Genomic DNA, 25583 nt, shown 5'->3' with positions numbered 1-25583 from the left:
GCATTGCAAGGTTTAAAAAAATTTTCTTAAAAATTTTGTAAAAGAAAAATATTTGTTAATAATTTTGTAATCTAGTGTATTTACTCTCTCTGAAAATTTTTAATAAGGGGATAAGAATGAAACTACTTGGTTATATGGCGTTAGCAGCGAGCTTTACTGGCACAGCGAGTGCGCTGCCAGCGTGTCCTGATCTCGCGTGGTTAGAAACAAAGGTAGCGGCACCAAGCATGCCACATATGGATTATCGCAATCGATTCAATAAGCTCATTACATGGTTACCAGAGTTTCATATGGTACATGATCAAATCATTGCTGAGGGCGCATCATTCCAAGTAACTGCAAAGTTCGATTATGGAGCGGTGGCGCATAAAGATCTCGAATTTGAAACGGTAAAGTTTTACATTCGAGGCCAGCAAGACAGCGATTGGAGATTTTTAACCAATGCAGTAACGAACAGTGATGGAAAAGCTACACTGTCGTTGCCAGGGCTTAATGCAGGACAGTATCGAATCTATGCAGGTGTTCCAGCAGATGGTACTGGCGCAGAGGGTTACATCACAGTCGTACAGCCGAATACGCCCGCAGTGCTATTTGATATTGATGGGACTTTGACCGAGTCAGATGCAGAGCAAATCGGTGACTACACAGGCATCGATAGAGCCGATCAAAAAGAGGGCGCATACGCTCTTGTGCGTCGCTACCTAGACTTAGGTTACCAACCAGTCTATCTCACCGCGAGAGTATATTGGTATGCAAAAGGCACACGTGAATGGCTGGATTGGATGGGACTGCCAAAAGGGTTTTTGAGAACGTCGTTGAGCAATGAAACCAGTCTATTTCGCACCGCGGAATATAAAATCGGTGAGATTACTTACCTACAAGCTCAAGGACTAGATATTGTTAGAGCATATGGTAATGCCAAAACTGACGCTGAAGCCTTTATTAGAGCAGGGCTGGGCGCACAAAATAGCTTCACTATCGGCAGCGATGCCGGCCATTATGGCACCACACCAATTAATAACAATCACTATTATCAACACATTCAGGAGCAAGTGGATACATTCCCTGAAGCGGCGTGTGAATAGTGTATCTTGGCGAGCAGTAAGCGTGCTTACTGCTAACAATCAAGGCTGTTTTAAGCGAAATAAGCCCACGCCCATATATCTGATTGTTTAGTTTAAACTCATTGGCAAGATAGGTTACAGTGTCAGTAATTTTAATACAGGAACCTGACCTATGAGCAAGGAAAACTATCGAATTAGAACGATGAAAAAAGATGAAGTTGAACTCGCAGTGAGCTGGGCTGCGAGTGAAGGGTGGAACCCTGGTACCTATGATGCTCAGAGTTATTATCTTGCGGACCCCAATGGATTCTTTATAGGGTTGATCGATGAAGAGCCTGTCGCCGTGATTTCAGCAATTAAATACAGTGCAGCGTTTGGTTTTATCGGCTTTTACATTGTGAAGCCTGAATTTCGAGGTAAAGGATATGGCTACGCCCTTTGGCAAGCTGCAATGGCATACTTGAATAGCTGTAATGTGGGCTTGGATGGGGTGGTTGACCAACAAGATAATTATCGTAAGTCAGGCTTTGAGTTAGCGTATAGAAATATTAGATATGAAGGGCAGTTCGCTGCATCTGATTGTTTGGAAGCGATGCCCTCATCAATGCTGATATCGTCAGAGTTTGATTTACAGCATATTCAAGACTTCGAGCGGCCGTATTTCCCCGCGAACAGGGATGGCTTTAACAGCCAATGGCGGATGCAAGCTAATGCGCATGCACTAACAATAAGCTCAGAAAATAAAATAAAGGGCTACGGCGTCATTCGGGCTTGCCAAAGCGGCTACAAAATTGGCCCCCTTTATGCCGAAGATACCCAGTGTGCCAAAGCATTAGTAACAGCGCTTATAGCTGAAATTATTGCTGATGATGGATGTGAAAAAGTTTACTTAGATGTACCTGAGTGCAATCAGAACGCTGTCGATTTGGCAGAGTCTCTAGGAATGACGGTTGTATTCGAAACAGCAAGGATGTACACAAAAGAAATGCCGAGTTTGCCACTGAATAGAACATTTGGGGTTGCATCTTTTGAAATTGGTTAGGGTAATACTTGCTGCGAGTGCGCAAATAAGCATGAGTAGCCGATTAATAAACATGACTAAGTTTTACTGTTTCCCATTCCTAAGGAGCTATTGAATGCACTCTAACGCTATATTTATACTTTGCACAGAGAGTGAAATAGATCTCAACCTACCGCACTACAGTGCCCTTTCACTAGAGAGTGAAGGCTACATTCATGCTTGTTGCGCTTCACAAGTGGGTGTTGTATACCAACAATTCTTTTCGTCGCACAGCCAAGTTCGTGTTGCCGTGATAGACGCAAGGTTGGTCACCGCGGAAATAAAATACGAAGCGCCCTCAGAGTCTATAGACGATGATAATCTGTTTCCTCACATATACGGAAAGCTAAACACCAATGCCATCGTGGATATGTTGGAATATCAACATTTTACCCATCAGGATTTGAGTGATCGCTTACTGGATGTGCTAGCGCATTATCGATTTTCAAGACTGCCTGTGGAAGGCACGCTTTACAAGAGCACATGGCGAGCATCAACTGAATTAAGTAGTCACAAACCGGTAGGTACTGCCATGATTGGTATGTACTGCCACGCGCTAAGAAGTGTGTCTTGTTTCCATCGCTTGAGCCATGATGAAGTGTGGCATTTTTACGCAGGTGACGCATTTAACTTGTACTTGTTGTATCCAGATGGCCAAGTTGAAACCGTTGTTATGGGAGCCGACTTTGTTGCTGGTCAACACCTTCAATACCTTATACCTGCAGGCGTTTGGCAAGCCGGAGAAATTGTACAAAGTGGCGAATATGCGATATTCGGTTGCACAATGGCCCCTGGGTTCACGGGTGACTGCTTTGAAGCTGCCGATCATGACTTACTCAAAGCGCAATATAGCAGCATGTCTGAAGTCATTGAGCGGTTAGCCGTTAATGACGGAGAAGTTACGATGCCCGATGGATTTGCGACTTAATTAAGATCGTAAGATATAAATAGGCATGAGATATTACTTACACATCGGCAGTGCCTATTTTGGCTATTTTTACAATGCCCTCTATAGTGAAATGATATAGAAATTATCGAGCACTTGGCTTTGCAAAGATTTGTCACCTCACTCTTATTTCTGCTGTTATATTCTTCTGTGACAATGGCTGCAAAGTCTATTGAGCAGCAAATGGATTTGCTCAAAGAAGCACAAGATTACTTATCTGTAAAACCATCGCATACTTTATTGATACTTGATTCAATGGAGTCGAGAGATAAATTGCCCACCGCATTAAAAATACGCTGGCACATTATTAGAGTCCGTGCATCAGTGACAACGAATCAGTTAGGTCTGGTTGAACAGTCACTAGGGCAACTTTTTAGTTATGATTCGCACCCATACTTTAATGAAAGGCTGCCAACAATCTTAAGCGCACTTGGTATATGGCTAAGACGAAAAGGTCACTTTAAAGAATCGGATATCAGCCTTAAATGCGCCTTAAAGTATGCACAAGGCGAAAAGCAGCGTTTATTGTTGATTAATAGTCGTGCACTTGTGGCTCGTCATTTAGGCAAGCATGAACAAGCCACAAAGCTCTACAAACAAGCTGAAGAAATTGCACTTAAACTACAAGACCAATCGATGTTGGCGACAATCAACAACAACCTTGGAGCGATTGCACTTGATATAGGTGACTATAATTTAGCGGAAGCACAATTTAGATTAGCGCTTATGGGCTATCAAAATGTTGCCAAGCGATCAGGTCACATAACTGCTGGCATAAATCTACTTTTTATATTTGTACTCAAAGGAGAGCTGATTAACTTTCAAAGATTGTATGGACCAATCTCAACATTGACTGACGCCTTTCCAAACCAATCTAAAAAAGCGTTGCTAGCATGGATTTATGCGGCTTATCGGGTAAAACAGGGATCATTACTGTCAAAGAACCAATTCGCGCAGCTCGAAGCTTCGTATGCACAGTTAGAAAGTAGTAAAGTTAAACAACTTGTGGATATACACCTTGCGCCCATTTTAGGGGTTGAACCTCAAAGTCCAAAATTGTTATCTCCCCAAGACTTTCAAAGCAACTGGTTTGGCAAGGTATCACAATGTAATTGGCAGTAAAAATAGGCAGCAAAAGAGAAGTGCATTATGCACAGCTGCGAATTTCAAGCAATTTGAGAGCGTGATGTGACAAAAATTGAATTAGTAGATTATCAGTCAAATTGGCCTAATGAGTTTCAGGCAATCAAGTCACAGCTGACAACCACTTTAGGCGCTTTAGCGGTGCAGATAGATCATATAGGGTCTACTGCTGTTCACGGGTTGGCTGCTAAAGACATTATCGATATTCAGGTAAGTGTAAAGGCCCTTGACGACCCTAAAGTTATTGAACTATTAGTGGAGGCAGGTTATGAGTTTAAGGAAGACATAAATCGAGATAACTTGGTTGGCTATAAACCTGACGACAGTGAATTATCTAAACTTTATTTTAGGGAGCCTACTGGCACGCGTACAGCGCACATACATGTTCGAGAAATTGGTAGAGTAAACCAGATCTACCCGCTGCTATTTAGAGATTTTTTACGTGATAATGAGCTAATAAAACAGGCTTATGGGCAAATAAAAACTGAGCTGGCACAGCGCTTTGAAGAGGATGTGGACGCATACTACGCTATCAAAGACCCCTATATGGACACTTTATTTTATGCTGCCAATTTACTGCAAAAAAAGCACGATAATTAGCTTTATATAAATAAATTCATACTTGACTCAACCTACCAATTCCGTCAAGAATAGGGCTAAGCGTTCAAAATTAGGAACAAAAATGGATATTGAAACCGATTGGCCGCAAATAAAACAATTATTTAAGCAAGCATTTCGTTCTTCATTTCATTATTCAATTGCCAGTATATCGGCAGACGGTGAGCCGCATTTGACACCTATAGGTTCAGTCATTCTGTGTGGAACGGGGCAAGGGTATTATTTTGAAAAGTTCACTCAGCAGCTTCCGCGCAATATTAAAGAGCATGAGCGTATTTGTGTGTTGGCTGTTAACTCCAGCCCTTGGTATTGGATAAAGTCCTTGTGTCGAGGTGGTTTTTGTACCTATCCTGCTATTCGATTGTATGGTAGGGCTGGTGTGTTACGTAAAGCAACTGAAACGGAAAAAGCAAGGTGGCATAGACGCGTGAGCAAGTTACGTTTCACACCTGGCTACAAATTGCTATGGCAAGACATGGAAATGATCCGTGAGTTACACTTTGATAGAGCAGAGCCAGTTCGTGCAGGGCGTATGACGCAAGCACTTACAGGCCCTTAGTCGATAGCATTTTACCCATGAACAGGGCTGGTGGCTTGTCCTGTATTGACCTAGTTTATGTACTCCAAAGTAACAAGGACAAACCTGCAAGCCACACTAATTTAGCCCAATAGGATAGCCGTTGATATAAACCAACGTTTTGTCGTTGCTTAAAGGATTTCGCCATTTTTACTAAGAAATAAACTGCAATAACGGCACAGGCAATTGAAAAAATGCGAAATTCAAAGGGTAAATGACTGAATGCCACTAATAGTGGGGCAATTAATAATGATATCAACATGATAAATCCTGCCCATGAATGAATTTGGCAGTGCACGCTGGGGGTTTTAGTGTAAGGATCTCTGTCCATGGGGAAAAAACCAGCTACCCATGTGCCCACACCATGAACAATGATTAACCAGCCTACCACTGAAAACAGTATGCTGTCATCAAACTGTTGAGTAATGGACCAACCGAATAAACAAAACAACGCGCCCAATGGGTAGTTATTGATAAGTGGGGATAACTTTTCTGTGGGGCTAGCAGCTGCGCCAAGTTCGCTGCAAAATTGATTATAATGACAGTAGTTTGGGTAAAACTTTGCGGCCACGATGACGCCGATTGTTATCCAAACTAGAGATATAAATCCACTCAGTAAAGCGATGCTTTCAAACAATTCCTTGCTCCTTGTTATTAAAGTTATAGTGCGCGTCTGTCAGGTTAAACTGAGCAGAATTAAAGAGGTAGTTTAATCATACTCGGCTTGACTATCAGGTGCTTGACGCATTCTTATCGACCAACTTAAAGGCTTACCAGGCAATATAGTTATTTAGAAATGGGGTATGTTTAGTAAGCTTTTAAACGTGCTTTGAATAACCTGCTTTTGTAAACGTTGGTATGTCATTCATTGTACGGTAAATCTGCTATACATTGAACTTGATTTGGCACTAGAGACGAGCGGCTTTGCTCATCTCCTTTTTTAGTATTTAGTGAGTAAGTTCAACAAGTGAGTGGTACATCTCTTCAAAGGCTTGCCTTTGCTTAGGAAAAGTTTCTATACCCAGCTTAAAAGTCTCAATTGCATTGTTGATATCTTCTAAATTGATATAGCTCATACCTTTATAATAGAGCGCGGTAACGCCTTGAGGATACACACTAAGTGAGCGGTCGAAATACTCAATGGCCTTTTCAAACTCACCCATATCCATGTAGGCAAAGCCAATGTTATCAATGGCTTCATAATATAATGGAAATATTTTTATAGCTTGTGTATATGCTTCTATGGCCTGTTCATATTGAGCGGCTTGACTGAGCGCGTAACCCTTTGTGTACTGCGTGTTGGCTCTAAAAATTAAGTCGTCCACTTTTTGACCCGTAGCCGCTGCATACTTCTTGAAGTTGTTGTGTTTTAGGTAGTTAATATATGGCTTTAATTCGGTGCTAAGAGGGGTTGAATTACCAATGTATAGCCAGTCTGAGGTAAACAGTTCATGAGACAGCGGGGCGTGATACGTCATAATTGACATAGTACGTAAAGATTTTAGTGTTGGCTTTTCTGCTCTGGGTCGATATATCAGTACATGTACTGTTGTGGAATTGACTTCGTCGCTGTGCGTATCAAGGACCTTTAAAGTTTGCCAAGAGCCATGCTCTTGGAAGGTATAAACATCGCCAATGTTAACATTTTGTTTTTTTGTATAGTACGCTGAGCTTTCATGAGATTCTAACGCTGAGGCGTTAAAAGCGGAAAACAGCAAACAGAAAGTAGTGATTATGTAACGCATTTTTTAGGTGTTTAAATTTTTACTTCTTGCAGTAAGTAAATACTGACTAATGGCGTTTTAGAGGCTGCGGATTCTCTCAAATACGAGCAAGCTTGTCATCAAAATTATCTCGATTAAGCGAACTTTGGCAATAAAATGAGATTATTTATAAAATCGGGATTAGTGCTGCGTAAACCGAACAAGTTTAATTATGGCTCTTCTGGCGCTGTGACTTCTAGCGAGCTCGGTGTGCTTTGAGTTTGTCAGTATCTATCTCTACCACAAAAAACATGGAGACGATCAATGCACAAGTAATTGAGCGAATAGAAAACGCCAAGATTTCATAGCTGTCGTAAACAAGAGTTAGCTTGGTCAATGTGCCAAAAAAAGCGCCTTGAAAGCCAAGATCTACCGCATTTCTAATAATATTCTCTAAGAACATCAGCCCCATTAAAATGCAGGATAAGAAGAGCGATAAGGCTATTAAGCCTTCCGTATACGTCGGGGCGATTGTGTTATTGCGACGAAAAAGCTTTTGCAGTAACCGAATGCGCATCAAAATGAGTAGGCAAGTGCAGGCAAATAGAATCAATTGAGCCCCGTATACTATAGAACCCAGCCAAATCATCGGTAATGTTTCTGATTCGAGCGGAATAATATAGTTAAATGCGAGTAGCTCTAGCAGGGACATCGTTAATATCAACATCGTAACTGAAACTGCGTTGATATTGTCTTTTCTATAAATAAGTACACCACAGCAAGATAAAATGGTGATAAATGATATCACCACCCAATCATAGGAGTATACGAAAATGAGCGTGAGTATCAGGCATAAAACACAGGCGATACGAAATATGCTCATAATAAATAGACTCAGCTAGCCTTATAATCAGGTTGCGTTTGTTGCGAGGGCTCAGAAGTAGGCCGTTTCGTTTTATATCCTGCTGCGATATAACGGCAGATGTCCGGTGGTAATGTAGTTAATTTTGATGAGTTACTCACAACTGACTCCTTTTACTTGCTATGATTGTTGAGTTTATAGGCTTGATCGGCCATAAATCTCAGTGCCTGCATTACTTTTGATGTTTTAATTTGTTCACTTTACGATAGCGGTGCAGATTGTTTTCGACGACTAGTGTACGTAGTGTTTGAAGCTGTTCTTCAATTGCGCTGAGGTCGAATCGACATGCTAACGACCATTTTAAGTAGTCTTTGTACTTGATATCACTCACGCCGTTTTCATAATTTATGATTGTTGCCTCACTAGTGCCTAGCACTTCGGCCATTTCCCTTTGAGTCTTGTTTGCAGCAAGTCGCATCACTTTTAGATCACTTAAGCTTTGCTCATCATGTTGCCTAACAATTTTATTCAATGTCTTTCCCTAAAAGTCAAAATGTTTACTAATCTAAAGATTTTTTGATGTTTAAGCATTTATTATAAAAATGTTAACGCATGTAAATACTATATATGGAGGGGAAGTAAATGACAAGGATAGAACATGATATTAAATTGACAATTAAGTTTAAGTTAAATATTGAACAACGCTTTCAGAATCAGGTGAAATCTGAATTAGTGACCATGCCAGTTTCCGTAGGCTATCCAATAGTAAAGTATCAAGCTCTATATAATAAACGGCCACCGGTTTGGGTGGTTTACGCGCAAATTGGCGAATACGAGATCCGTAGGCTTAATGAATTGAGACAACAGCTACATCCAGTCTTGTCTTCTTGGGCAATGAACAAAGTGCATGAGCATGGTGTTGTTTTGGTTTGTGTAGCACTTAAAGGCATAGGTAGTAAATGCAATAGTGGCTTTTTGATGAACTGGAGTGAGCTTTTATACGGTATTGAGGAATATGAAGCTCAAAGCCGTGTACAGTCTGACTTTGGACTGGCAGATCAACTCGTTGATACATTAAACGGCGTCGACTCTTCTATAAAGGCACTGGTAAAATCAAGAAGTTTCGACCGACTATCATAATTTATTTAAGTGCCCTCTACACTTCAAGCGCTTTTTAATTTGCACATCCTAAAAACCTCCAATATAATCGGATAAAACTTGGATATTTTTTGGAGAGATTATGGCTGATGCAAAGAAGACAGAGGTAAGATTTTCGGTTGATGCGGATTATTTAGCTGCACTACAAAGTAGACTGGGATTAAAAAAATCCAGTGACTTAACGAAAGTAGCCTTAACTTTGCTAGATTGGGCATCGGATGAAGTAATACATGACAGAACGATTTTGTCTGCGAACAAGCAAGGCAAAGATATTCATAGACTTGTAATGCCGGAGCTTAATAACATTTCCAAGCCAAATATCTAAAAATATCTTTCAGAATAATTAAGAAGAACAAAGAGTAAAAGACCATGTCATTGCGTGCACAGGACAGCACACTTTCAGAATCAATGCAAAACGCAGCAAGCGAACCTTGGCAAGATATAGATTTAGCTTCAGCGCAAGATTCCACTCCTCAAGAAGCGCCCGTTTCAGAACCTTTAACAGGAAAAGAGAAAGCGGGAGTCAATTTGACTTGGGGTATCATCTGTATCCTGATCGGTTTTTTGCTGGTAATTTTAAGTATCTTTATCTGGGGTGAATACCAGTTTTTCATGTCCATGCAAGAAATCAAACATGGGGGCTATGAAGCAGATAAAACAGTGAGCTTGTTTACTGAAATCGCGCAGCAGAGAAGCGAGTTTAGAGCATTTTGGTTTGATACTTTACAGCTGATATTACTCAATGTGCTATTTCCAACTTTAACCGCCTTGTTGGGTTATGTATTTGGAACAAGTCGAAACGTCAGTTAGGGCCAGTGATACTGGTTCAAAAGGCGCGGTTATTTTGGCTACATCAGGTAGCCAAAATAACAAGGGACCTTTTCAAATAAACCAGATGTAAAAACCTCCTTTTTAACACACCATAAAAAAATTCATAATATAAGCCATTCTTCTGATTGCATAATTGCGTTTTCGGCAGCTTTTTAATTTATTCCACAACTAAACTTGTTTAGATATAAATTCGTCTTGAAGCAGTTGAATTTATATGATGTTATATTGTATCAATTATGGCGGTGGGCGTAGGGAGTTGACTCTAAAGTTGCGATGTGATGAATAATTTAAACGTAATTTGTTACTAACACTCAGCAAACGTAGCATATTCGAGCGCTATAAATATGAACAATTATCACACACTTTAATGTAAATGAAAATTATTATCATTGATATGAGTGTTGTGATATAGTATCGCGTGTAGTGGTTCTGGGTAATATAAATATTCTTCGAAAGGTTGTTTTTGGCTGGTTTTCGAAGGTGTTTAAAACAGATATGTCAGGGTGATACGGCGAAGGATAGATAAGGTTTTAAAATGACTTTTTGCAGTGACATTGAAATAAACATAGCAAGTGAACAACAGCAAACTCAAAGCACGGTTGGCCATAACTTTGTACAATTAATGCCTGGCCTTTCTGTTAGTTTGTCAACAGCACAAGATATGGGGGCTGCCGATACTAAACATGTCTTTCCTGGTGACGACCAATATATTCATCTAAATAGTGTTCTTGCTGGAAAGTTTGAAGCGACTGTGGGCAACCAACTTTTACAATGTGGTTGTGGAGACTTCAATATTGGGTTTTCTGGTGGTGAAAACTTTTGTGCTTATCATAGTAATGATTTTAGTAACCTAGAAATCATGATCAAACCAGAAGTACTAACAGAGTTAGCTGGTGAAGAACTCAGTGGCATAGACATTGGCAAAAGTATGTCTTTTTTTGTTAAACAAAGCGGCCCAAGCCGTAAAGTCAGTGCTTGTGCAAACCGCATTCAAAAGTTGATTAGAGAGCAAGAAACAAAACCATTATTACTTCACTCTGCCACGCTAGACTACTTGTATTGGCACTTGACTGCATTGAAGTCCGTAGATACTGGCAATCAGATCCCACTTAGAGAGAGAAAACAGCTTATTGCAGCGAGAGATTTTTTATTGTCTGATTTGAGCAGTCCGCCAACCATTTCAGATGTTGCTAAAGCTGTTGGGTTGAATCAATGCAAACTGAAAAAAGGCTTTAAGGCATTGTTTAACAACACGGTATACGGTTGCTTTCAAGAGGAAAGAATGCATAAAGCGATGAACTTGCTTAAAGACAATAATGTCACGGAAACAGCCATTTCTTTGGGTTATAGCAATGTGAGCCATTTTAGTGTGGCATTCAGGAAGCAATTTGGTGTACTGCCAAAGGAAGCTCGGCTTAATTTAGCGCCCACTATTGTTGGCAACTAATATAATTGCAATTTCACTTGATGTCACAAAGCGGTGAGTGCATCGAGTCGCAATTGAATTGAGTGCGGGCGCCCCGCACTCGTTGTATATAAACCTTAACCAACCGCTTGAAGTGTCGGCGATTTGGTGAGGGTTATGTCCGCGTTACCATGCCCTCTGATGTTAAAAGTGATTTCCAAGTTACTTTGACTTGCTAAAAAGGTCAGCGCTTCTTGTTCCATTTCCCTGACCATATCGGCAAGCTCAGGGCAATCTAGCTCTTCAAACATGGCTGCGTATGCACAATCAGAGATTGAAATTACATGCTTCTGAGTACCTTCCTGATGCTCTTTTAGCGTAAATAGACCAAGTTTTGCGTAATTGCGTAGCCAAGCAAGCCAGTACTGTAAAATTGCAGCTTCTTGATCATCAAACAGAGTGAATGATTCAGGGTTGGGCCATAACCAACGCATTTCCATTTTGCCAGTCTCTAAAAACATGGCTCGATACAACTGATAGGCTTTTTCTTTACCTAGGAGTGCTCTGGCATTGCCATACCCAGAGGTAAACATACTCATATCTTTGGTAATGGATTTCCACACTTCGCTGTGTTCACCTTGATTTTTATCTCGCCAGCTTTGTAACCGCTTGCCATCTCGGCTCCAAGCAAAAAGTGTAGAGATCACAAATTTAGTAAAGCTAAAGGTATTCGTCGCTTCTTTGAGTGCGTGCCAAATATCTGATTTATAAAGATACTCCTGCTGTCTTTTCGCCATTTTGGGATGTTGGTTGGCAACCGTGTACCAGTTGAACCCTAAGTTTCTTAGGCTGGATGGTTCTGAAGACACACTGTCTACCCAACCAAACTCTTGATCTGCTTGGTGGAAGTTTTGCTCGTTAGCAGGTCTGGCTGTTACGCCATACTGTGCGAGGGTTTGGAGTAAAATCTGACGTGTTTCATAGGGGAGGTGTTCTACTGCTTTTACACCATAACTGGTTGCAAATACGTTATTTAGCCAGCTTTCAACCGCTACACAAGCCATTTTTGCAGTCAATTCATAAGAAGAAACGACGCCATGCAACATTAACCCAGCTTGAGGGTTGTTATCTGGATATACCCAAAGACAGGTATCAGGATCTGAGTCTTTTTTGGTTTTGAGCTTTTGACCATTGTTGAAAAACATGTTTGAGAAAAACGCGTTCTTGCGCTCACCAAGGCGATATTTGCTCATAAACTTTGCAAATCCAAGGGTGAGGTGCTGGATATGATATCGACTATCAAGTTGTTTTATGTCTAGATCATCGGCAACATGGACACTACCAAGCCCTGCTACCTCAGGTGTAGCGAATGGAATTAAATCTACCGGCTTCTTCTGTGCTGGAAAAGTAAATTGGTGATGGGCATCTTGCCACGGCGTATCAATTTGCTGGCGTGTTCCCGCCCGCCAACAGGTGAGTTGGTTAGTGAAGCTGGCTAAAATAGCTTGCGGACTTGTTTCACCCCCCCCATACGCCGCGCCCATGTACAAGCGACATTGGTAATGACCATTCGGTGATGCTTTTTGATGTGCCAGCTCTGTCAGTAGCAGAGTGGAAATACCAGGAGAAAACCCCATTCCAGTGAGCAAAAGGCGTTGCTTAGATTCGGCATTTTTGTGCAGAGTTAGTATTTGATCGGCACCGTGTAAACTATCGTTAATATCTACCGCATCTATATTGGCATCCAAGCATAACTGGTGTGCGAGCATTGCAAACTTGTCCATTGGTCCGAGTGCAATGACGGCTAAATCATACTGTGCGAGCGTTTTTACACTGTGAGACTGGTCGTTAATGTCGAACGGCACATATTCAATATTTTTTGGCAAAATCCCATCTTTAGGTGCACGTCTTGCGCCACAGCTAATTTTGAGTTCAGGATGACGTGAAGTGAGTAGATGAATAATACGCCTACCAGACTCTCCAGTACCTCCTAATACAATGATTTTCTTATTCATGCGGCCTCCGACTTCGCTGTTTTGTTTGCTGTAGTGAGCGTTAGGCCAGCGACGACACCTGCCTGCTCTAAATCGTGGATAAAATCATTTGGGTCAACTGCTTCATGTAACATCATGGGACCTATTTTATCGATCTGCTTGTTCAGTAATTGCTTGGCAGTAATACCAATAATGAAACCGGTAGCTTGGTACGTATCTTCGAGGATGATTTGGCCGCGGTGAATGTCGCCATTAGCACATTCTATTTGCGCGTCAACACCATAAACAGGAGCCAGCTTTCGCATATCTTTAGCGGATGCCTTGGTTAACCAGCGAGCAGCACGCGCGATGCTTTTATGGTTTTTGTACATCTTGAATATTTTGGCAACCATACAAACGAACATTGCGCGAGGGCCTAAATTGGCACCGAAGACCTTGGCTGTATTAATGCCTTTTTCATTGGCCAGCTGTACAATTTCTTCAGCGTAGATAAGCATGGTGGACGCTGTTCCAATGGGTTCTGGAAAGTAGGCTTTGGTTCCAGCCTTGGAGAACTTTTCAGATTTAATTTGGTTATTTTCTAAATAACAAAATCCACGTTCGTGACCAAAGTCACCGAGTCCATGAATAATGTCCCAGGCAGAGTTGTAACTCCATGCGTCGCGGCCGACATATTGTACATCTAAAGACTTTAAGGATTTCCCCCCACTTTTTTGTTGAATGAGATAGGCGGGGAATACACCAGAAAGGCCAGGCAGTAAGCCGACATTGATAATCAATGGCACTGTACTGGTTTTGCGTCTCTCATGTGCGTGCAACGACTCATAAACTGGATCATAGCCACCGGCGTCGATGATGGGGACATTTAACTCTTTACACGCGAGTACTATCTGGTCACCGATGATACCTGACGGACCTACGCACGCGACGACCAAGTCTATGCCTTTGAGATGGGCCTTTAATTCTTCAGTATTTTGAGCGTCAAGCTGTATGGTGTGTATTCGGTCTTGATATTGCAAAATTGCACTGGGCAATGAGGCTTTTCTACGCGAGGCGAATGTGAGCGTTGCTTCGGTATGCTGGAGCAGGTATTCTGCTGCTTTTAAGCCTACTTGACCAGTACCACCGAGCAATAACACGGATTGAGATTGCATGGTAACTCCCTTATTAAGCGTATCAACGCATTGATATTGTGTTGTCTGACGTAAAAAGTGGCGCAAACTTTGTGCACCACTGATTACCGTTTTTCGATTTAGAAATTGGTGCCAACAGTCAGGCCGATACTTCTTGGGTTACCAGCTTCAGCGGTCACACCAAACCCAAAGTTAAATTCAACTTTGGAGTAATATTCATCGAGGGCATTTTTTACCCACAAATGCGCGTACCAATTGTCGGTTTCAAGGCCCACTTTGGCGTTCAGCAGGTGATAGGCTGATTGCTTCATTTGGTTGCCCGCATCGAAGTAATGCTCTCCCATGTAAATGTTTTCTAGTTGTGTGAATAGGGTATAGTCGCTGTTCAATTCAGTACGGTTACTAATTGATAGGTTTGCGCTGAGCTTTGGTGTATTCGGCAGTCTATTATCAGAGTAATCCTCTACTACGCCGGTTGCGAAATTCAAACTTTTGTATTCACTGTACGTCGCATCTACATAGCTACTGGAGAAGCCCACAGTCCAGTCTGGGTGAGGTTGGTAACGAGACTCAAATTCGATACCTCGACTGGCACTTTTACCTGCATTGTCGGTGATCACTGTCGTATTCTCTAACATCTGCTGGACTTGCTGATCGTCTAAAGAGATGTAAAATGCCGTCACTGAGAAACTCAACTGACTATCTAGCGCCAAAGCTTTATAGGCGATTTCGTAGTTATTACTGTATTCGGGTTCAAAGCTTGGTTTACTTAAGTTTGGATACAAAGTATCAAACCCACCCGCTCGATAGCCTTTACTCCAAGAGGCATAAATGAGGTCATCACTGCCTGTTTGATAGGAGAGCGCAAGCTTTGGCAGTACTTCACTAAAGTCTTTTTCTCCATCATACTGAGCTGTCACACCAGTAGACTGAGAATTTATGTTGATGTCAGCTTCACGCTGCTCTTTGTGATAACGCAGGCCTGCGATAACGGTGATGTCTTCGGTGATTGCGTAATCAACCTGTCCAAATGCAGCCCATGCTTGATCGTCTTTAATCGTAATTGAGCGGTCAACCATAGGACCACTGCCCGGATACATCGCGGCAAAATTTAAGTCATTTCTGGTTGTATTGTGGGTGTTTGCCTTGTAGGCATATACGCCGACTAACCAATGATAATCTTCGGTATTTTTTGAGCTCCAGCGCATTTCATGCGAAAGCTGGTCAAACTTTTCGGTAGAGTTACTATGGAACTGATATCCTGCGTTATGCCCCGTATCTTGATCGGCTGTGTTGAAATTGTCCCAATCACGCCAGCTTGTGATTGAGATAAAGTCCATGTTTTCGCCTGCGTAATCAAGCGTAACTGACGCGCCCAGCGCATCTCGGTCATCCACCCCTTCAAAATCGTGTTCTACTTGGTCTGGGTTTGCTTTGATTTTCTCGATAAGACCCATTGCATAGGAATCTCCGCGAAAGCGCTCGTAGTCCACCACAAAGTTAGCTTCAAGGTTGTCAGAGGCCACCCAACGTAATTTGGTTCTTGCACTGACGTCATCACGTGCGCCAAAGTCTTTGTTAAGGTGTGTATTTTCGATGTGGCCATCGGCGTTATGTGCAGAAACAGATACGCCAAGGAATAAGTCATCGTCATTGAGTGGGGTATTGACGCCCAAGCGAACGCGTTTAGAGCCTAAGTTGTCTGCTGAAAACGTGCCCTTAAACTCTTGTACTTCATCAGGTTGTTTGGTGATTATATTGATAACACCAGCGAGGGAGTTGCCACCGTAAAGCGTACCTTGTGGGCCCCTTAAGACTTCAACACGCTCTATGTCTACAAGGTCCAAATCAAATATACTGTTACTGCTGTAATTTACGCCATCAACATAGAAACCGATCGTGGGCTCAGTAAATAGTCCGGGACCAATACCACGGATAAAGACATTACTGTCTCTTCTGCCGCCCCAGCTATATACATGTAGGCTCGGAATTTCATGGCCGAGTTCTGTAATTGAATAGACTTCGGAGTCTGCTAACTCTTGACCAAAAATTGCGGTAACACTTGAAGCCACTTCCATGATGTTAGCGGTGCGCTTTTCAGAGGTGACTTCGATACGCTCTAGGTCGATTTGTTCAGCTTGCTCATCTGCATAAACAGAAGAGGTTGCTCCTAAGCTCAGTGCGAGTATCGCACGTGAAACGTGGCGGCTAAGTGTTGAAAGCGAGTGACCAGAATTGGCAGCAGGTATCAGCTTATTGCGAGACATATTCAGTGAGCTCCTAATAACAACGAGTAGTAGAGTAGTTGGGCGTTATGTATTACGGCATCAGACGTGTATGGTTTCTGCCTATACAGCAGCCTATCGACTGGCCCTATTTTTATTGCCCGTTATTGTGTGAGCATGGGTATTTGGTCACTACCCGAAAAGGGTCATTACCCCCTCTAAGCGAGTTTTTTTAAGGGGAAGTTAGAGGTTGAGAAAAGGCTACTGGACTCAGTATTTTTATCAGTAGCCATTTTGTAAAGGGGGGTTACAGTTGTCGCACGTTATCACTGTACGCGATGTCTACAAATGCCCCATTTTCGTTAATGAAAAGCTTTTTAGGAAGCGTCGGTAACAGCATTTTCAACTCAGCTTGTCCATTATTAAAATACACTTCGCGCACATGCGTTGGTTTGTTATGGCTTGATTCAAAATGCAAGTTGATTGTTGCCGCTCCAGAATAGGGAACGCGAAGTGCCCCTGCCTCCCCTTGTTCAATCCTTACTGCTTTGAGGTTCGCAACCAAGCTATAGTAATCGTCATCAAGCTTTTCAACTTGGACGCTATGAACGGTGAAATCATGTAGCACCACTTGCTGATATAGAGCCTGTAATTGGGCTTTATGTCGATCATTTTGAACTAAGAGCATCAATTGATTGAACAGATGTGAAGCTGAAACAAATGTCAGGCCTCTATTTGCTTCGTATTGCGCTAACACCGTTTTAATCGCCTGACGAAATTGCGGATCACCGATGAGTTGAGATGCTGCGAACACCGCAAGCTGAGACTTGCTGATGGCATAGGGTTGCTGAGTTAAAGCCAGCGCACTTTTCTCCGTGCTGGATTCTTTGGTGCGTTCAAGCAAATACTCATCAGTGATGGCGGACAGTAGTTGTTGCTTTGCATCGCTGCTGAGCTGCGCTTTTGTCAGCGCAAACCAAGTTGGAATTCCCTCGCTAAGCAACGGGTAACCCTCTTCATTGGCTATTGCGATAGCTTGCCACCAAACTTTCGCTACTGAACGGTGCAGACTGTACCCTAACCAATCAACTTTAGGTAAAGATTGATAGTTGTGTTGCCAAGCCGACATTTCAGGAATGAGAATTAAGTTTGCATTGACCGTTTGCTCCCCCATACCTTGTGGTATTGCGGCTACTTTTAGACTGTCATAAGGGTAAGCGCCAAAAACCGCTTCGCCTTGTTCAAGCGCATGCTTTGCACTTTGCAGCATAGTGTCGAGCACGGTGTCTTCAGCAGTTACATAGAACAGTTCTATCGTAACTTCTTTGTTATGCTGTGTGCTAATCCATTTGGCTTGTTTAGTCTTGTACTGCGCACTGACAATGGCGGGTTGCCAATGACTGGCTGTATTCATTTCGTATTTAAAAGTGTGATGAGTATCGTTTACTTCATGGCTTATTAACTCTCCCGGCGCTACAACCACCTGATCAACAGGCGCATCTATCGCCAGTTTATAAGTTATCAGATCTGCATCATTGCTCTGATAAACGTCGGGTGTACTGGATTGGCTGAAATAATCATCTGCTAATATAGGCAGCTGGTATTTTTCTCGCAGCGCATTGTCTTTGATTATTTTGTTGCGTTCAAAACCTATTGTGGGCCAGAAATCTGTGTTGATGTAGCTTGCATTGCTCGTTATGTTTCCTTGGTATTGCGTGGCTACATTTTGGTAGCCGCGATACTTCACCGATGCCGACAGTGTAATTTCACTTTGTTGGTTGGGGGCTTGAGGTGCACCCAGTGACCATATTGCGACCTGATGTGTGTGGTCGTTAATCAAAGGGGTTAAAGTGTGCCCGTTGGCACTGACGCCATCAATAAATACGGACTCATCGGTGTTAATGAATAGGTGTTGGATGTCAGACTGATACGGATTTGTGAGAGACAAATGTGCGGTGTAATTTAGCGCGCGTGTATCTGGGTTGAGTGATAGGGTTATGTCCGCATGCTTAATTTTTGGCTGTGGTTGTGTCTCATATTGGCGATACAGATTTTCATAGTTTGTTTGTTGCACATACCCTTGTGCCTTGGTTTTAAACTGACCATGTACAATCATCTCGTTGTAAACTGAGTATGCCTGATAGGTAAATACCAAGCTCGCTAGAGCCATAATAGACATTGAGCGCGGCGCGACTTTTTGCGGTAATGACCTCACCCTCTCCATAAATGGTGCGATCATACCTCTTGGCCACAGCCAACTGACCAGTACTAACAACACACAGTAAAAACTGAGCCAATAAACCATGATGTTTAAATCTCTTATGACAAACTGCTCAGTTGATGCGAGTTCTGACAACTGTGCTATTGATGGCCAAGCCCATAAAAACATGAAGTTTTCAACTGCGTGAGTTTCATTAAAAATGGCTGGCGAAATACATAGCATGACCGCGATTACCTGTGCTGCTATTTTTGATTGCACCAACCCGTAACTGATAATGGCAATAAACACATATGCGAGCATCAAAGGCAGCAAGACCAAAAAGCTTAAGTGCAGCAAACTTTGCCAGTCAGGATCTATATAGCCTTGTAGGAGTTGTGAGCCCAGTAACCCTGACACCGGAACCAGAGTGAGTACGCTTGCTACGAGCACAGCACCAAAAATATGGCTTAACGGTGCTTGCCAGTCAGGTGCAGGACAAACAGCGACGAGTTGAGCAGTATTGAGCTGATGATCCTTGTGGCATTGGTCAACCACAAAAAACGAAGCGGCGAGCATAGTGAAGATTAAACTTGGGTAAATTAAGACCGGCAAGAGTGTATGAGTTTTTGGCAGGATGGCCGCACTGCCTTCAATACCAGGTAATCGGTAGCTTAATCCAGCGATTATTAACATCAGAGATAGCGTGAGCATCGAAAAATAAAACGCTTTATTAGTGATAATTTGCCGTGCTTGTTGATAGCCTGCGTGCGCACTGAATTTTATCCAATAGGAGATTGCATCGCCAGCAACCAATGCTAAGGGAGTCATGCTTAGTTTCCCTTTACTTGGATTTTGCGATTGTATTTGGGCACGCTGTTTAGTCGCTGTTTTTTGACTGTTGTTCGTCCTGAATGTGGCTAAATCGAAGCGCCACCAGGCGAATGCCAATAGCGCCAATGCTACTCCTAAATAGAGCAGGCGATTGTAAAGCAGCGCACCATCTAAGCTCAAAAACTGGCTCATTCTTTGCTCTGCCGTCCAGTAAAATATTTGCCCTTCAACGGTGACCTTACCCAAAGGGTCAACAATTTGTAGCCAAGGAGCCTGTGGCGCACCGTCGCCAAACAAGGCGGTGATCAATACGAACATACCAACCGCCATCATCATTGAGGCATATGCTGGCGTTGCACGTCCTGTGAGTGCGGTGAGGGCAAACGGAATAGCTGTATAAACGATACATGCGGGCACTACCCACAACAGCATGGCATGCGTTATATGTGGCCATGAAGTGGCAATGAAATCACTGGTAGGGTAAAGCCCAAAAAGGTTTGATACGATGGGTAGCGTCACCATCGCGATGGCAACTGAACTCATCACCATGAGCACAATTACCAAGCAAGCCAAATATTTACCTATGAAGTAGTGCTTGCTATTAATGTCAAAACTATACAAGTAATCCGCGGTTTTTGAGTTCAGATCTCTCAGTAGTGTGGGGATCACCAAAGCGCTGCCTACGGTGGCTGCCCAAAACGTGTAATACATAAACAAATAGTAAATAGCATATGGGGAGTTACGGGCAACTCGGCCACTTTGCATCAGCGCGTCCCATTCACCACCAAGCATTTCACGGTATCCCATGATGACCATCGCGATTAAACAACCCCATGTGGCGACGGAGCGCATTCGATATTTCAGCTCAAATAAAAAACTAGTTAAAAACATGTGCGCTCCTTAAACCGCCAGCTCAGGGACGTAGCTGAAGTAAAAGTCTTCTAGATCAGGAGTGCTTTGTGTAAAGCTTGCTGCGGGTGCAGTCTCACTTTGAATCGTGGCTTGTATATCACCTTTAACAATACGTGTTGAAATCACTTTGTGGTTGAGTCTAAGCTGAGTCAACTCTTCGCGGGAGACTGACTTGTGCCAAATTTGCCGCTCAATAGATGCGACGAGTTCATCTGGTTTACCACGTGCAAGTATACTTCCTCGGTTGAGAATGCCCATGTCGCTGCACAGGTTCGTTACGTCGCCAACAATATGTGTTGATAGGATCACAATGGCGCTGTCAGTCAGTTGATGCAAAATACTGTAAAAGCGATTGCGCTCAGCAGGGTCTAAGCCTGCGGTCGGTTCATCAACAATTATCACTTTTGGGTTTGAGAGCAATACTTGCGCGATGCCAAAGCGCTGGCGCATCCCGCCAGAGTAGGTGTCTACCGCTTTATGACTGTGCTCTGTGAGGTTTACGAGCTCTAACAGTTCACTTATTCTGTTGTTTCGCGCTTTGGTGTTTTTTATGCCTTTTAAACGGGCAAAGTAATCCAACATATCTGTAGCAGATGCATTTGCATAAACGCCAAAGTCTTGAGGCAAGTAACCTAATTGGCGGCGAAACTCAGTTGGGTTTGCAAAGATGTTTTGCCCATCAAAGCGTATTTCGCCACTATCCGGCGTTTGCAGTGTTGCTATGGTGCGCATTATGCTGCTTTTACCTGCGCCGTTTGGACCAAGTAGGCCAAACATGCCTTTACCTATGGTTAGATTGACGGCTTTCAGTGCATGTACACCATTTGAATATGTTTTTGATACGTCGCGAATTTCTAATTCCATCTCACTAGCTTCTGTTGTTGATTTTAGATTGCTGCGCTGCGCAATGGCACCGCTGAGTTAGGGGTTATCTGGTTGTGGCTGTCAATTGGTAAACACAGCGGCTTCGTTGTTCTACCGTAACGTTGAGGCACGATGGAGACGTCAATATTGAACAACTGTTTGATGATTTGCTCTGTGACCACTTGATGCGGTGAACCGTCAGCTACAATTTCGCCATTTTTAAGCGCGATAATGCGGTCACTAAACTGACTGGCCTGGTTAATGTCATGCAGCACCATCACGATGGTTTTTCGCTCATGTATTTGAAGCTGCTTTAACAGGTCCAAGAGTTGAAATTGGTGCCCCAAATCGAGATAAGTTGTGGGCTCGTCTAAGAGTAAAATTTCTGATTGTTGTGCCAGTGCCATGGCTAACCAAGCACGCTGTCGTTCGCCACCAGAAAGGTGCTCCAGCGGCTGATTTTGCAAGTGTTCAAGCTGTGTTTTGCGCAGTGCCCATGTGATTGCATGCTGATCGATGTGCGATAATGTGTTGAACAACCCTAAGTATGGAAATCGGCCATGTCCCACGAGTTGCCTGACAAGCATACCACCGGGCGCTTGTGGATTTTGGCCAAGCAATGCGAGCTTTTTGGCTAAGGCTTTTGGACGCCATTTATGTAGCGGCTTTTGCTCTAGCGTGACAGCGCCTTCACTTGGTTTAGAGAGACCGCCAAGCAACTTTAACAGTGTTGATTTACCACTGCCATTGGGGCCAACTATTGCAGTGATTTGATGATGTGCAATGGTGACCGATAAATCTTGTATGATAGGTTTATGTTGATAATTTAAGGAAAGTTTATCTGCTTGTAGCATGGCGTACCCTAACTTTGACGGCGGATCAACAGGAGCAAGATGGGGATGCCCATCAAGGTAGTGAGCGTGCCTGTTGGGATCTCCAAAGGCGAGATGAGTGTGCGACTGGCGATGTCGGCTGCGAGTGTAAGCGCTGCACCGGATAAAATACACATTGTCATAAGATGCGGTAGGCTTGCACCGAGACCAAAGCGGACCAGTAGTGCCTTGGCAAAATGAGGTACTATCAAGCCTACGAATCCGAGTGGCCCCGTGACAGCCGTGGCGCTTGCAGCCAGTGCGACTGCGACAAATAAACTCACTAATCGCCAGCGTTTTACATTGAGCCCTAAGGTTTGAGCAGCCTCGCTATCAAGTTGCAGTATTGCGAGATGTTTTAACAGCAAAAAGCACCCAACCACGCCAATAAATGTCCAAGGTAAGAGCAAAAACAATTGGCTAAAGTCTCTGCCATATAAACTGCCTGCTAACCATATAAGGCTGGTCTCTGTGCGGTTGCCTCCCCAGGCTAAAATTGCCCACATAACGAGTGCATTAAGCACTGCGCCAATCGCTACGCCGTTGAGTGCAAGTTGATTGGGTTGTAGTTGCTGCCGCCAGCTGAGCTTTAATACCAAACCAGTTGCCAAAACACCGCCGAGTAGGGCAATGGTGGGTAGCCACACAAAGTCAAAGTGTGCGTTAGCTAAATTGAGCAAATGCAGCTGTATATAATCAACTGCCAGCAAGCACAATACAATGGCTAAGCTAGCTCCGCCATTTACCCCTAAAATGCTTGGATCTGCCAGTGGATTGCGAATAACGGCCTGTAAAACTAGCCCCGCGAGTGCAAAATGAACACCGACAACCATTGCCAGCACAGAGCGTGGTAATCGTAACTGCCAGAGTATTTCGGATTCACTAGTAAGGGCGGCTGAGGTATTAAGTGATTGCCACACGTCATTTAATGAAAGCGGAACTGACCCAATGCACAGAGCCGCAATAAATAGGCTGATAAGCAGCACTGTTAAAGCCATGGTTAGGCCGTAAAAAGGCCAAGCTTTTGCAGTCAGTGGTGTATGTGTTGCAAATGCTTGATTCATAATGATGCCTTTTGAAATCGAGAACGTATCAAGCAGACGAGACTTGGACCACCAAACAGCACGCACAGAATGCCGACAGGGATCTCTTGATAGTTTGCCAATAAGTCAGAGACACTCACAAGCACCGCGCCACTCATTGCACTACCAAATAAAACACAGCGATAATCATAAGCAAGATGCTTTGGTAGCAACATTCGACATAGGTGCGGCGCAACCAATCCAACAAAGGCAATTGGGCCTGTGACCGAAACTGTGGCTGAAGTGAGTACAACCGCAATTACCAAGGCTTGAATACGCCAACGCTTTACTTGCCCGCCGATGCTTTTTACCACCGCAGAATCAAGCTGCAACACGGTCAAAGGCCTTGCTAAAAAAACACAAAACGCAAAGCCGATTAAGGCGATAGGAGCCAATAACACCACATGCTGCCAAGTTCGGTTGGCGACACTACCCAGTAGCCAATAAAACAAGCCCCGCGTATCGGTGCTCACTGAAATCAACAGCAACGTCGTAGCCGCTGCGCAAAATAGTGAAATGCACAAACCAGATAATATAAGGTTGACTGGCTCCAGTGTTTGCTTCCACGAAAGCCACAGTGTGATTGCCATAGCGGTTGCACCGCCTAGGATACCGGCAAGAAAGTGATAGCGTGTGCTCAAATCAGTGAACACGATGACCATGACAATCGCCAGCGCAGCACCGGACGAAACCCCGACCAAACTTGGCGAAGCAAGTTCATTTTGGGTTACAGCTTGAATAATGGCGCCGGACGTCCCAAGTGTTGCGCCAGCAAGGACTGCCAAAATCAAGCGTGGCATTCTCAACTCCCAAACGACGAAACTAGCTAGGGAGTCTGATGGCGCGATCAGCACCGACCAGACTTCGCTTAATGAGACTTGATAGTCGCCGATGGACACCGAAAAAAGCAGGCTGAGCAATAAAATCCCTAAGCCAACTAAAGACAATCCAATCGGTGAAATGGCTGAGCGTGAAACAACAAAATTTGTCATAGTGAGTCTACGTCAGCGTTATAAATCACCAAATTGCATTGTTGTAGCCCGCGCTTCTTTTACTAAAGCGTGAGGCGCTGCAAATTTATTGGGGTGGAATAGGTGCGCCAATTCTTGCAATACTAAACGCCGCGCAACAGGACCATGCGGCATAACGTAATGATCGGCAACACGATAGGCGCGGCCAGTTTTAACGGCTTTTAATTGCTGCCAAACAGGGTGCGCTTTGAATGGCCCCGGTTCACCTTTAAAGGAAATGATCACATCAGGGTTGAGCTTTAGTAAAGATTCCATCGAAATAGGCGCTGAATCAAACTTCTTTAAATTTGGTTGTGGTGAGATACCGACACTATTTTTAGCGTTTAGGACATGCATCATCTCAATCGTGAAATGGTGGTCAAAAAAGGCATAGGGTACATCTGACCAATGCCATAAAAACACCACTGACTGTTGTTTGAGCGGTGCCGACGAATAGCGTTTTAGCAGGCCATTAAATGCCTGATTTAGTTCCACTCCTTGTGCTGGTTTACCCAAGGCTTTTGCGGCAGAGCGTATCGCGCGGTCAGAATCTGCTTTGGTGACTAAATCGTATGCCAAAAAATGCCCGATTTCTTCAAATTTTGTGGCAAAGGGCTCGGTATAAGTACGTAGCCCGATGGTAAGATCGGGTTTGAGTGCGGTGAGTACTTCTAAATTTGTTTCGTGAATTTCTCCAAGGTCGACCATGTGTTTGGTCTGATTACCAAGATAAGGTGACAGCTGGTGATTCAGTGTAGAAATCCCAGCGGCTTGCATACCGAGAGCATTGAGTAAGTCAGCACCAAATACTGAAACCGCAGCAACCTTGTTAGGCGCGGATTTAATGGTGACCAGCTTGTTGCGGTCATCTTTCACTGTGACGGGGAATTGGGCATTAGCGCTGTGAGATAACCATGTGAAGAAAAGCACACAAAACAGCAGAATAAAGCGGCGCATTAGCGATTCCTTGCGAAAATTTATGGAAGTAAATTGGCTTATTTTGCAGTGGCTATTTATTAAACACTACCCATATCGGGTTTCTTTTCCCCATAAGAGATAAATTTTATAAGGTGGATGAGAAAAAGGAGCTGCA

General features: G+C 43.4%; 23 protein-coding genes. 10 read left to right on the top strand and 13 right to left on the bottom strand.

The window, feature by feature from the left end; all coding sequences use genetic code 11:
- The first annotated feature begins 116 nt into the window (after positions 1-116).
- The 6 genes from N480_RS12325 to N480_RS12300 all read left to right on the top strand — a co-directional run bounded on the left by N480_RS12325 (position 117) and on the right by N480_RS12300 (position 5390).
- Positions 117-1085 carry a phosphatidylinositol transfer protein gene (locus N480_RS12325; protein ID WP_155732838.1) on the top strand — a complete coding sequence of 323 codons (969 nt, stop codon included), beginning with the start codon at positions 117-119 and terminating at the stop codon, positions 1083-1085.
- Positions 1086-1236: 151 nt separating this feature from the next.
- Positions 1237-2106, top strand: a complete 870-nt coding sequence (locus N480_RS12320) for a GNAT family N-acetyltransferase (protein ID WP_063372807.1) — start codon at positions 1237-1239, stop codon at positions 2104-2106.
- Positions 2107-2200: 94 nt separating this feature from the next.
- The gene (locus tag N480_RS12315) at positions 2201-3052 is read left to right on the top strand and encodes a cupin domain-containing protein (protein WP_081231860.1); all 852 of its coding nucleotides are present in this window, start codon (positions 2201-2203) and stop codon (positions 3050-3052) included.
- Between the two features lie 120 nt (positions 3053-3172).
- Positions 3173-4192 carry a tetratricopeptide repeat protein gene (locus tag N480_RS12310; protein ID WP_231102261.1) on the top strand — a complete coding sequence of 340 codons (1020 nt, stop codon included), beginning with the start codon at positions 3173-3175 and terminating at the stop codon, positions 4190-4192.
- Positions 4193-4258: 66 nt separating this feature from the next.
- The gene (locus N480_RS12305) at positions 4259-4813 is read left to right on the top strand and encodes a GrpB family protein (protein WP_063372806.1); all 555 of its coding nucleotides are present in this window, start codon (positions 4259-4261) and stop codon (positions 4811-4813) included.
- An 82-nt stretch (positions 4814-4895) separates the two neighbouring features.
- Positions 4896-5390, top strand: a complete 495-nt coding sequence (locus N480_RS12300) for a pyridoxamine 5'-phosphate oxidase family protein (protein WP_063372805.1) — start codon at positions 4896-4898, stop codon at positions 5388-5390.
- 55 nt (positions 5391-5445) lie between these two features.
- On the opposite strand, the gene N480_RS12295 is transcribed toward N480_RS12300, so the two are convergent.
- From N480_RS12295 to N480_RS12280, 4 genes are all read right to left on the bottom strand, one after another.
- Positions 5446-6045 carry a DUF998 domain-containing protein gene (locus N480_RS12295; protein WP_063372804.1) on the bottom strand — a complete coding sequence of 200 codons (600 nt, stop codon included), beginning with the start codon at positions 6043-6045 and terminating at the stop codon, positions 5446-5448.
- A gap of 310 nt (positions 6046-6355) precedes the next feature.
- A complete protein-coding gene (locus N480_RS12290; protein ID WP_063372803.1) occupies positions 6356-7153 on the bottom strand; it encodes a tetratricopeptide repeat protein in 798 nt (265 codons plus the stop codon).
- A gap of 214 nt (positions 7154-7367) precedes the next feature.
- Positions 7368-7919 (bottom strand): hypothetical protein, encoded by a 552-nt coding sequence (locus N480_RS12285; protein WP_155732837.1) that lies wholly within the window; start codon positions 7917-7919, stop codon positions 7368-7370.
- A 286-nt stretch (positions 7920-8205) separates the two neighbouring features.
- Complete coding sequence (locus tag N480_RS12280; RefSeq protein WP_063372801.1) at positions 8206-8505, bottom strand: helix-turn-helix domain-containing protein; 300 nt, start codon at positions 8503-8505, stop codon at positions 8206-8208.
- Positions 8506-8615: 110 nt separating this feature from the next.
- Between N480_RS12280 and N480_RS12275 the strand changes: the two genes are divergently transcribed.
- The 4 genes from N480_RS12275 to N480_RS12260 all read left to right on the top strand — a co-directional run bounded on the left by N480_RS12275 (position 8616) and on the right by N480_RS12260 (position 11409).
- Positions 8616-9113 (top strand): hypothetical protein, encoded by a 498-nt coding sequence (locus N480_RS12275; protein ID WP_063372800.1) that lies wholly within the window; start codon positions 8616-8618, stop codon positions 9111-9113.
- Between the two features lie 100 nt (positions 9114-9213).
- Entirely contained in the window at positions 9214-9456 is a 243-nt protein-coding gene (locus N480_RS12270) for a hypothetical protein (RefSeq protein ID WP_063357403.1), read from the top strand.
- A gap of 44 nt (positions 9457-9500) precedes the next feature.
- On the top strand, positions 9501-9941 hold the full coding sequence (locus tag N480_RS12265) for a hypothetical protein (RefSeq protein ID WP_063372799.1): 441 nt from the start codon (positions 9501-9503) through the stop codon (positions 9939-9941).
- Positions 9942-10497: 556 nt separating this feature from the next.
- Positions 10498-11409 (top strand): helix-turn-helix transcriptional regulator, encoded by a 912-nt coding sequence (locus tag N480_RS12260; protein WP_063372798.1) that lies wholly within the window; start codon positions 10498-10500, stop codon positions 11407-11409.
- Positions 11410-11504: 95 nt separating this feature from the next.
- On the opposite strand, the gene N480_RS12255 is transcribed toward N480_RS12260, so the two are convergent.
- From N480_RS12255 to N480_RS12215, 9 genes are all read right to left on the bottom strand, one after another.
- Entirely contained in the window at positions 11505-13382 is a 1878-nt protein-coding gene (locus N480_RS12255) for a hypothetical protein (protein ID WP_063372797.1), read from the bottom strand.
- The gene (locus N480_RS12250; protein WP_063372796.1) at positions 13379-14515 is read right to left on the bottom strand and encodes a saccharopine dehydrogenase NADP-binding domain-containing protein; all 1137 of its coding nucleotides are present in this window, start codon (positions 14513-14515) and stop codon (positions 13379-13381) included. Before N480_RS12250 ends, N480_RS12255 begins: the two co-directional genes overlap by 4 nt.
- A gap of 98 nt (positions 14516-14613) precedes the next feature.
- Positions 14614-16761, bottom strand: coding sequence for a TonB-dependent receptor (locus N480_RS12245; RefSeq protein ID WP_063372795.1), 2148 nt, complete (start codon positions 16759-16761; stop codon positions 14614-14616).
- 265 nt (positions 16762-17026) lie between these two features.
- On the bottom strand, positions 17027-20641 hold the full coding sequence (locus N480_RS12240) for a hypothetical protein (protein WP_063372794.1): 3615 nt from the start codon (positions 20639-20641) through the stop codon (positions 17027-17029).
- A gap of 9 nt (positions 20642-20650) precedes the next feature.
- Complete coding sequence (locus N480_RS12235; protein WP_063372793.1) at positions 20651-21526, bottom strand: ABC transporter ATP-binding protein; 876 nt, start codon at positions 21524-21526, stop codon at positions 20651-20653.
- A gap of 23 nt (positions 21527-21549) precedes the next feature.
- Complete coding sequence (locus N480_RS12230; protein WP_063372792.1) at positions 21550-22380, bottom strand: ABC transporter ATP-binding protein; 831 nt, start codon at positions 22378-22380, stop codon at positions 21550-21552.
- An 8-nt stretch (positions 22381-22388) separates the two neighbouring features.
- Positions 22389-23462 carry a FecCD family ABC transporter permease gene (locus N480_RS12225; protein ID WP_063372791.1) on the bottom strand — a complete coding sequence of 358 codons (1074 nt, stop codon included), beginning with the start codon at positions 23460-23462 and terminating at the stop codon, positions 22389-22391.
- Positions 23459-24472 carry a FecCD family ABC transporter permease gene (locus tag N480_RS12220; protein ID WP_081231858.1) on the bottom strand — a complete coding sequence of 338 codons (1014 nt, stop codon included), beginning with the start codon at positions 24470-24472 and terminating at the stop codon, positions 23459-23461. Before N480_RS12220 ends, N480_RS12225 begins: the two co-directional genes overlap by 4 nt.
- A gap of 18 nt (positions 24473-24490) precedes the next feature.
- Positions 24491-25447, bottom strand: a complete 957-nt coding sequence (locus tag N480_RS12215) for an ABC transporter substrate-binding protein (protein ID WP_063372790.1) — start codon at positions 25445-25447, stop codon at positions 24491-24493.
- Between the last annotated feature and the right edge of the window lie 136 nt (positions 25448-25583).

The sequence above is a fragment of the Pseudoalteromonas luteoviolacea S2607 genome (genome assembly GCF_001625575.1).
Taxonomy (GTDB): Bacteria; Pseudomonadota; Gammaproteobacteria; order Enterobacterales; family Alteromonadaceae; genus Pseudoalteromonas; species Pseudoalteromonas luteoviolacea_E.
Note: the sequence above shows the minus strand (reverse complement) of the source record. Positions and strands in the feature narration are given on the sequence as shown.

Bases quoted from the DNA above. Each gene is read 5' to 3' on its own strand.
- N480_RS12240 (WP_063372794.1), bottom strand. From the start codon at position 20,641: ATGTTTTTAACTAGTTTTTTATTTGAGCTGAAATATCGAATGCGCTCC.
- N480_RS12325 (WP_155732838.1), top strand. From the start codon at position 117: ATGAAACTACTTGGTTATATGGCGTTAGCAGCGAGCTTTACTGGCACA.
- N480_RS12320 (WP_063372807.1), top strand. From the start codon at position 1,237: ATGAGCAAGGAAAACTATCGAATTAGAACGATGAAAAAAGATGAAGTT.
- N480_RS12215 (WP_063372790.1), bottom strand. From the start codon at position 25,447: ATGCGCCGCTTTATTCTGCTGTTTTGTGTGCTTTTCTTCACATGGTTA.
- N480_RS12265 (WP_063372799.1), top strand. From the start codon at position 9,501: ATGTCATTGCGTGCACAGGACAGCACACTTTCAGAATCAATGCAAAAC.
- N480_RS12260 (WP_063372798.1), top strand. From the start codon at position 10,498: ATGACTTTTTGCAGTGACATTGAAATAAACATAGCAAGTGAACAACAG.
- N480_RS12275 (WP_063372800.1), top strand. From the start codon at position 8,616: ATGACAAGGATAGAACATGATATTAAATTGACAATTAAGTTTAAGTTA.
- N480_RS12270 (WP_063357403.1), top strand. From the start codon at position 9,214: ATGGCTGATGCAAAGAAGACAGAGGTAAGATTTTCGGTTGATGCGGAT.
- N480_RS12290 (WP_063372803.1), bottom strand. From the start codon at position 7,153: ATGCGTTACATAATCACTACTTTCTGTTTGCTGTTTTCCGCTTTTAAC.
- N480_RS12235 (WP_063372793.1), bottom strand. From the start codon at position 21,526: ATGGAATTAGAAATTCGCGACGTATCAAAAACATATTCAAATGGTGTA.
- N480_RS12220 (WP_081231858.1), bottom strand. From the start codon at position 24,472: ATGACAAATTTTGTTGTTTCACGCTCAGCCATTTCACCGATTGGATTG.
- N480_RS12300 (WP_063372805.1), top strand. From the start codon at position 4,896: ATGGATATTGAAACCGATTGGCCGCAAATAAAACAATTATTTAAGCAA.
- N480_RS12230 (WP_063372792.1), bottom strand. From the start codon at position 22,380: ATGCTACAAGCAGATAAACTTTCCTTAAATTATCAACATAAACCTATC.
- N480_RS12315 (WP_081231860.1), top strand. From the start codon at position 2,201: ATGCACTCTAACGCTATATTTATACTTTGCACAGAGAGTGAAATAGAT.
- N480_RS12255 (WP_063372797.1), bottom strand. From the start codon at position 13,382: ATGAATAAGAAAATCATTGTATTAGGAGGTACTGGAGAGTCTGGTAGG.
- N480_RS12225 (WP_063372791.1), bottom strand. From the start codon at position 23,462: ATGAATCAAGCATTTGCAACACATACACCACTGACTGCAAAAGCTTGG.
- N480_RS12245 (WP_063372795.1), bottom strand. From the start codon at position 16,761: ATGTCTCGCAATAAGCTGATACCTGCTGCCAATTCTGGTCACTCGCTT.
- N480_RS12250 (WP_063372796.1), bottom strand. From the start codon at position 14,515: ATGCAATCTCAATCCGTGTTATTGCTCGGTGGTACTGGTCAAGTAGGC.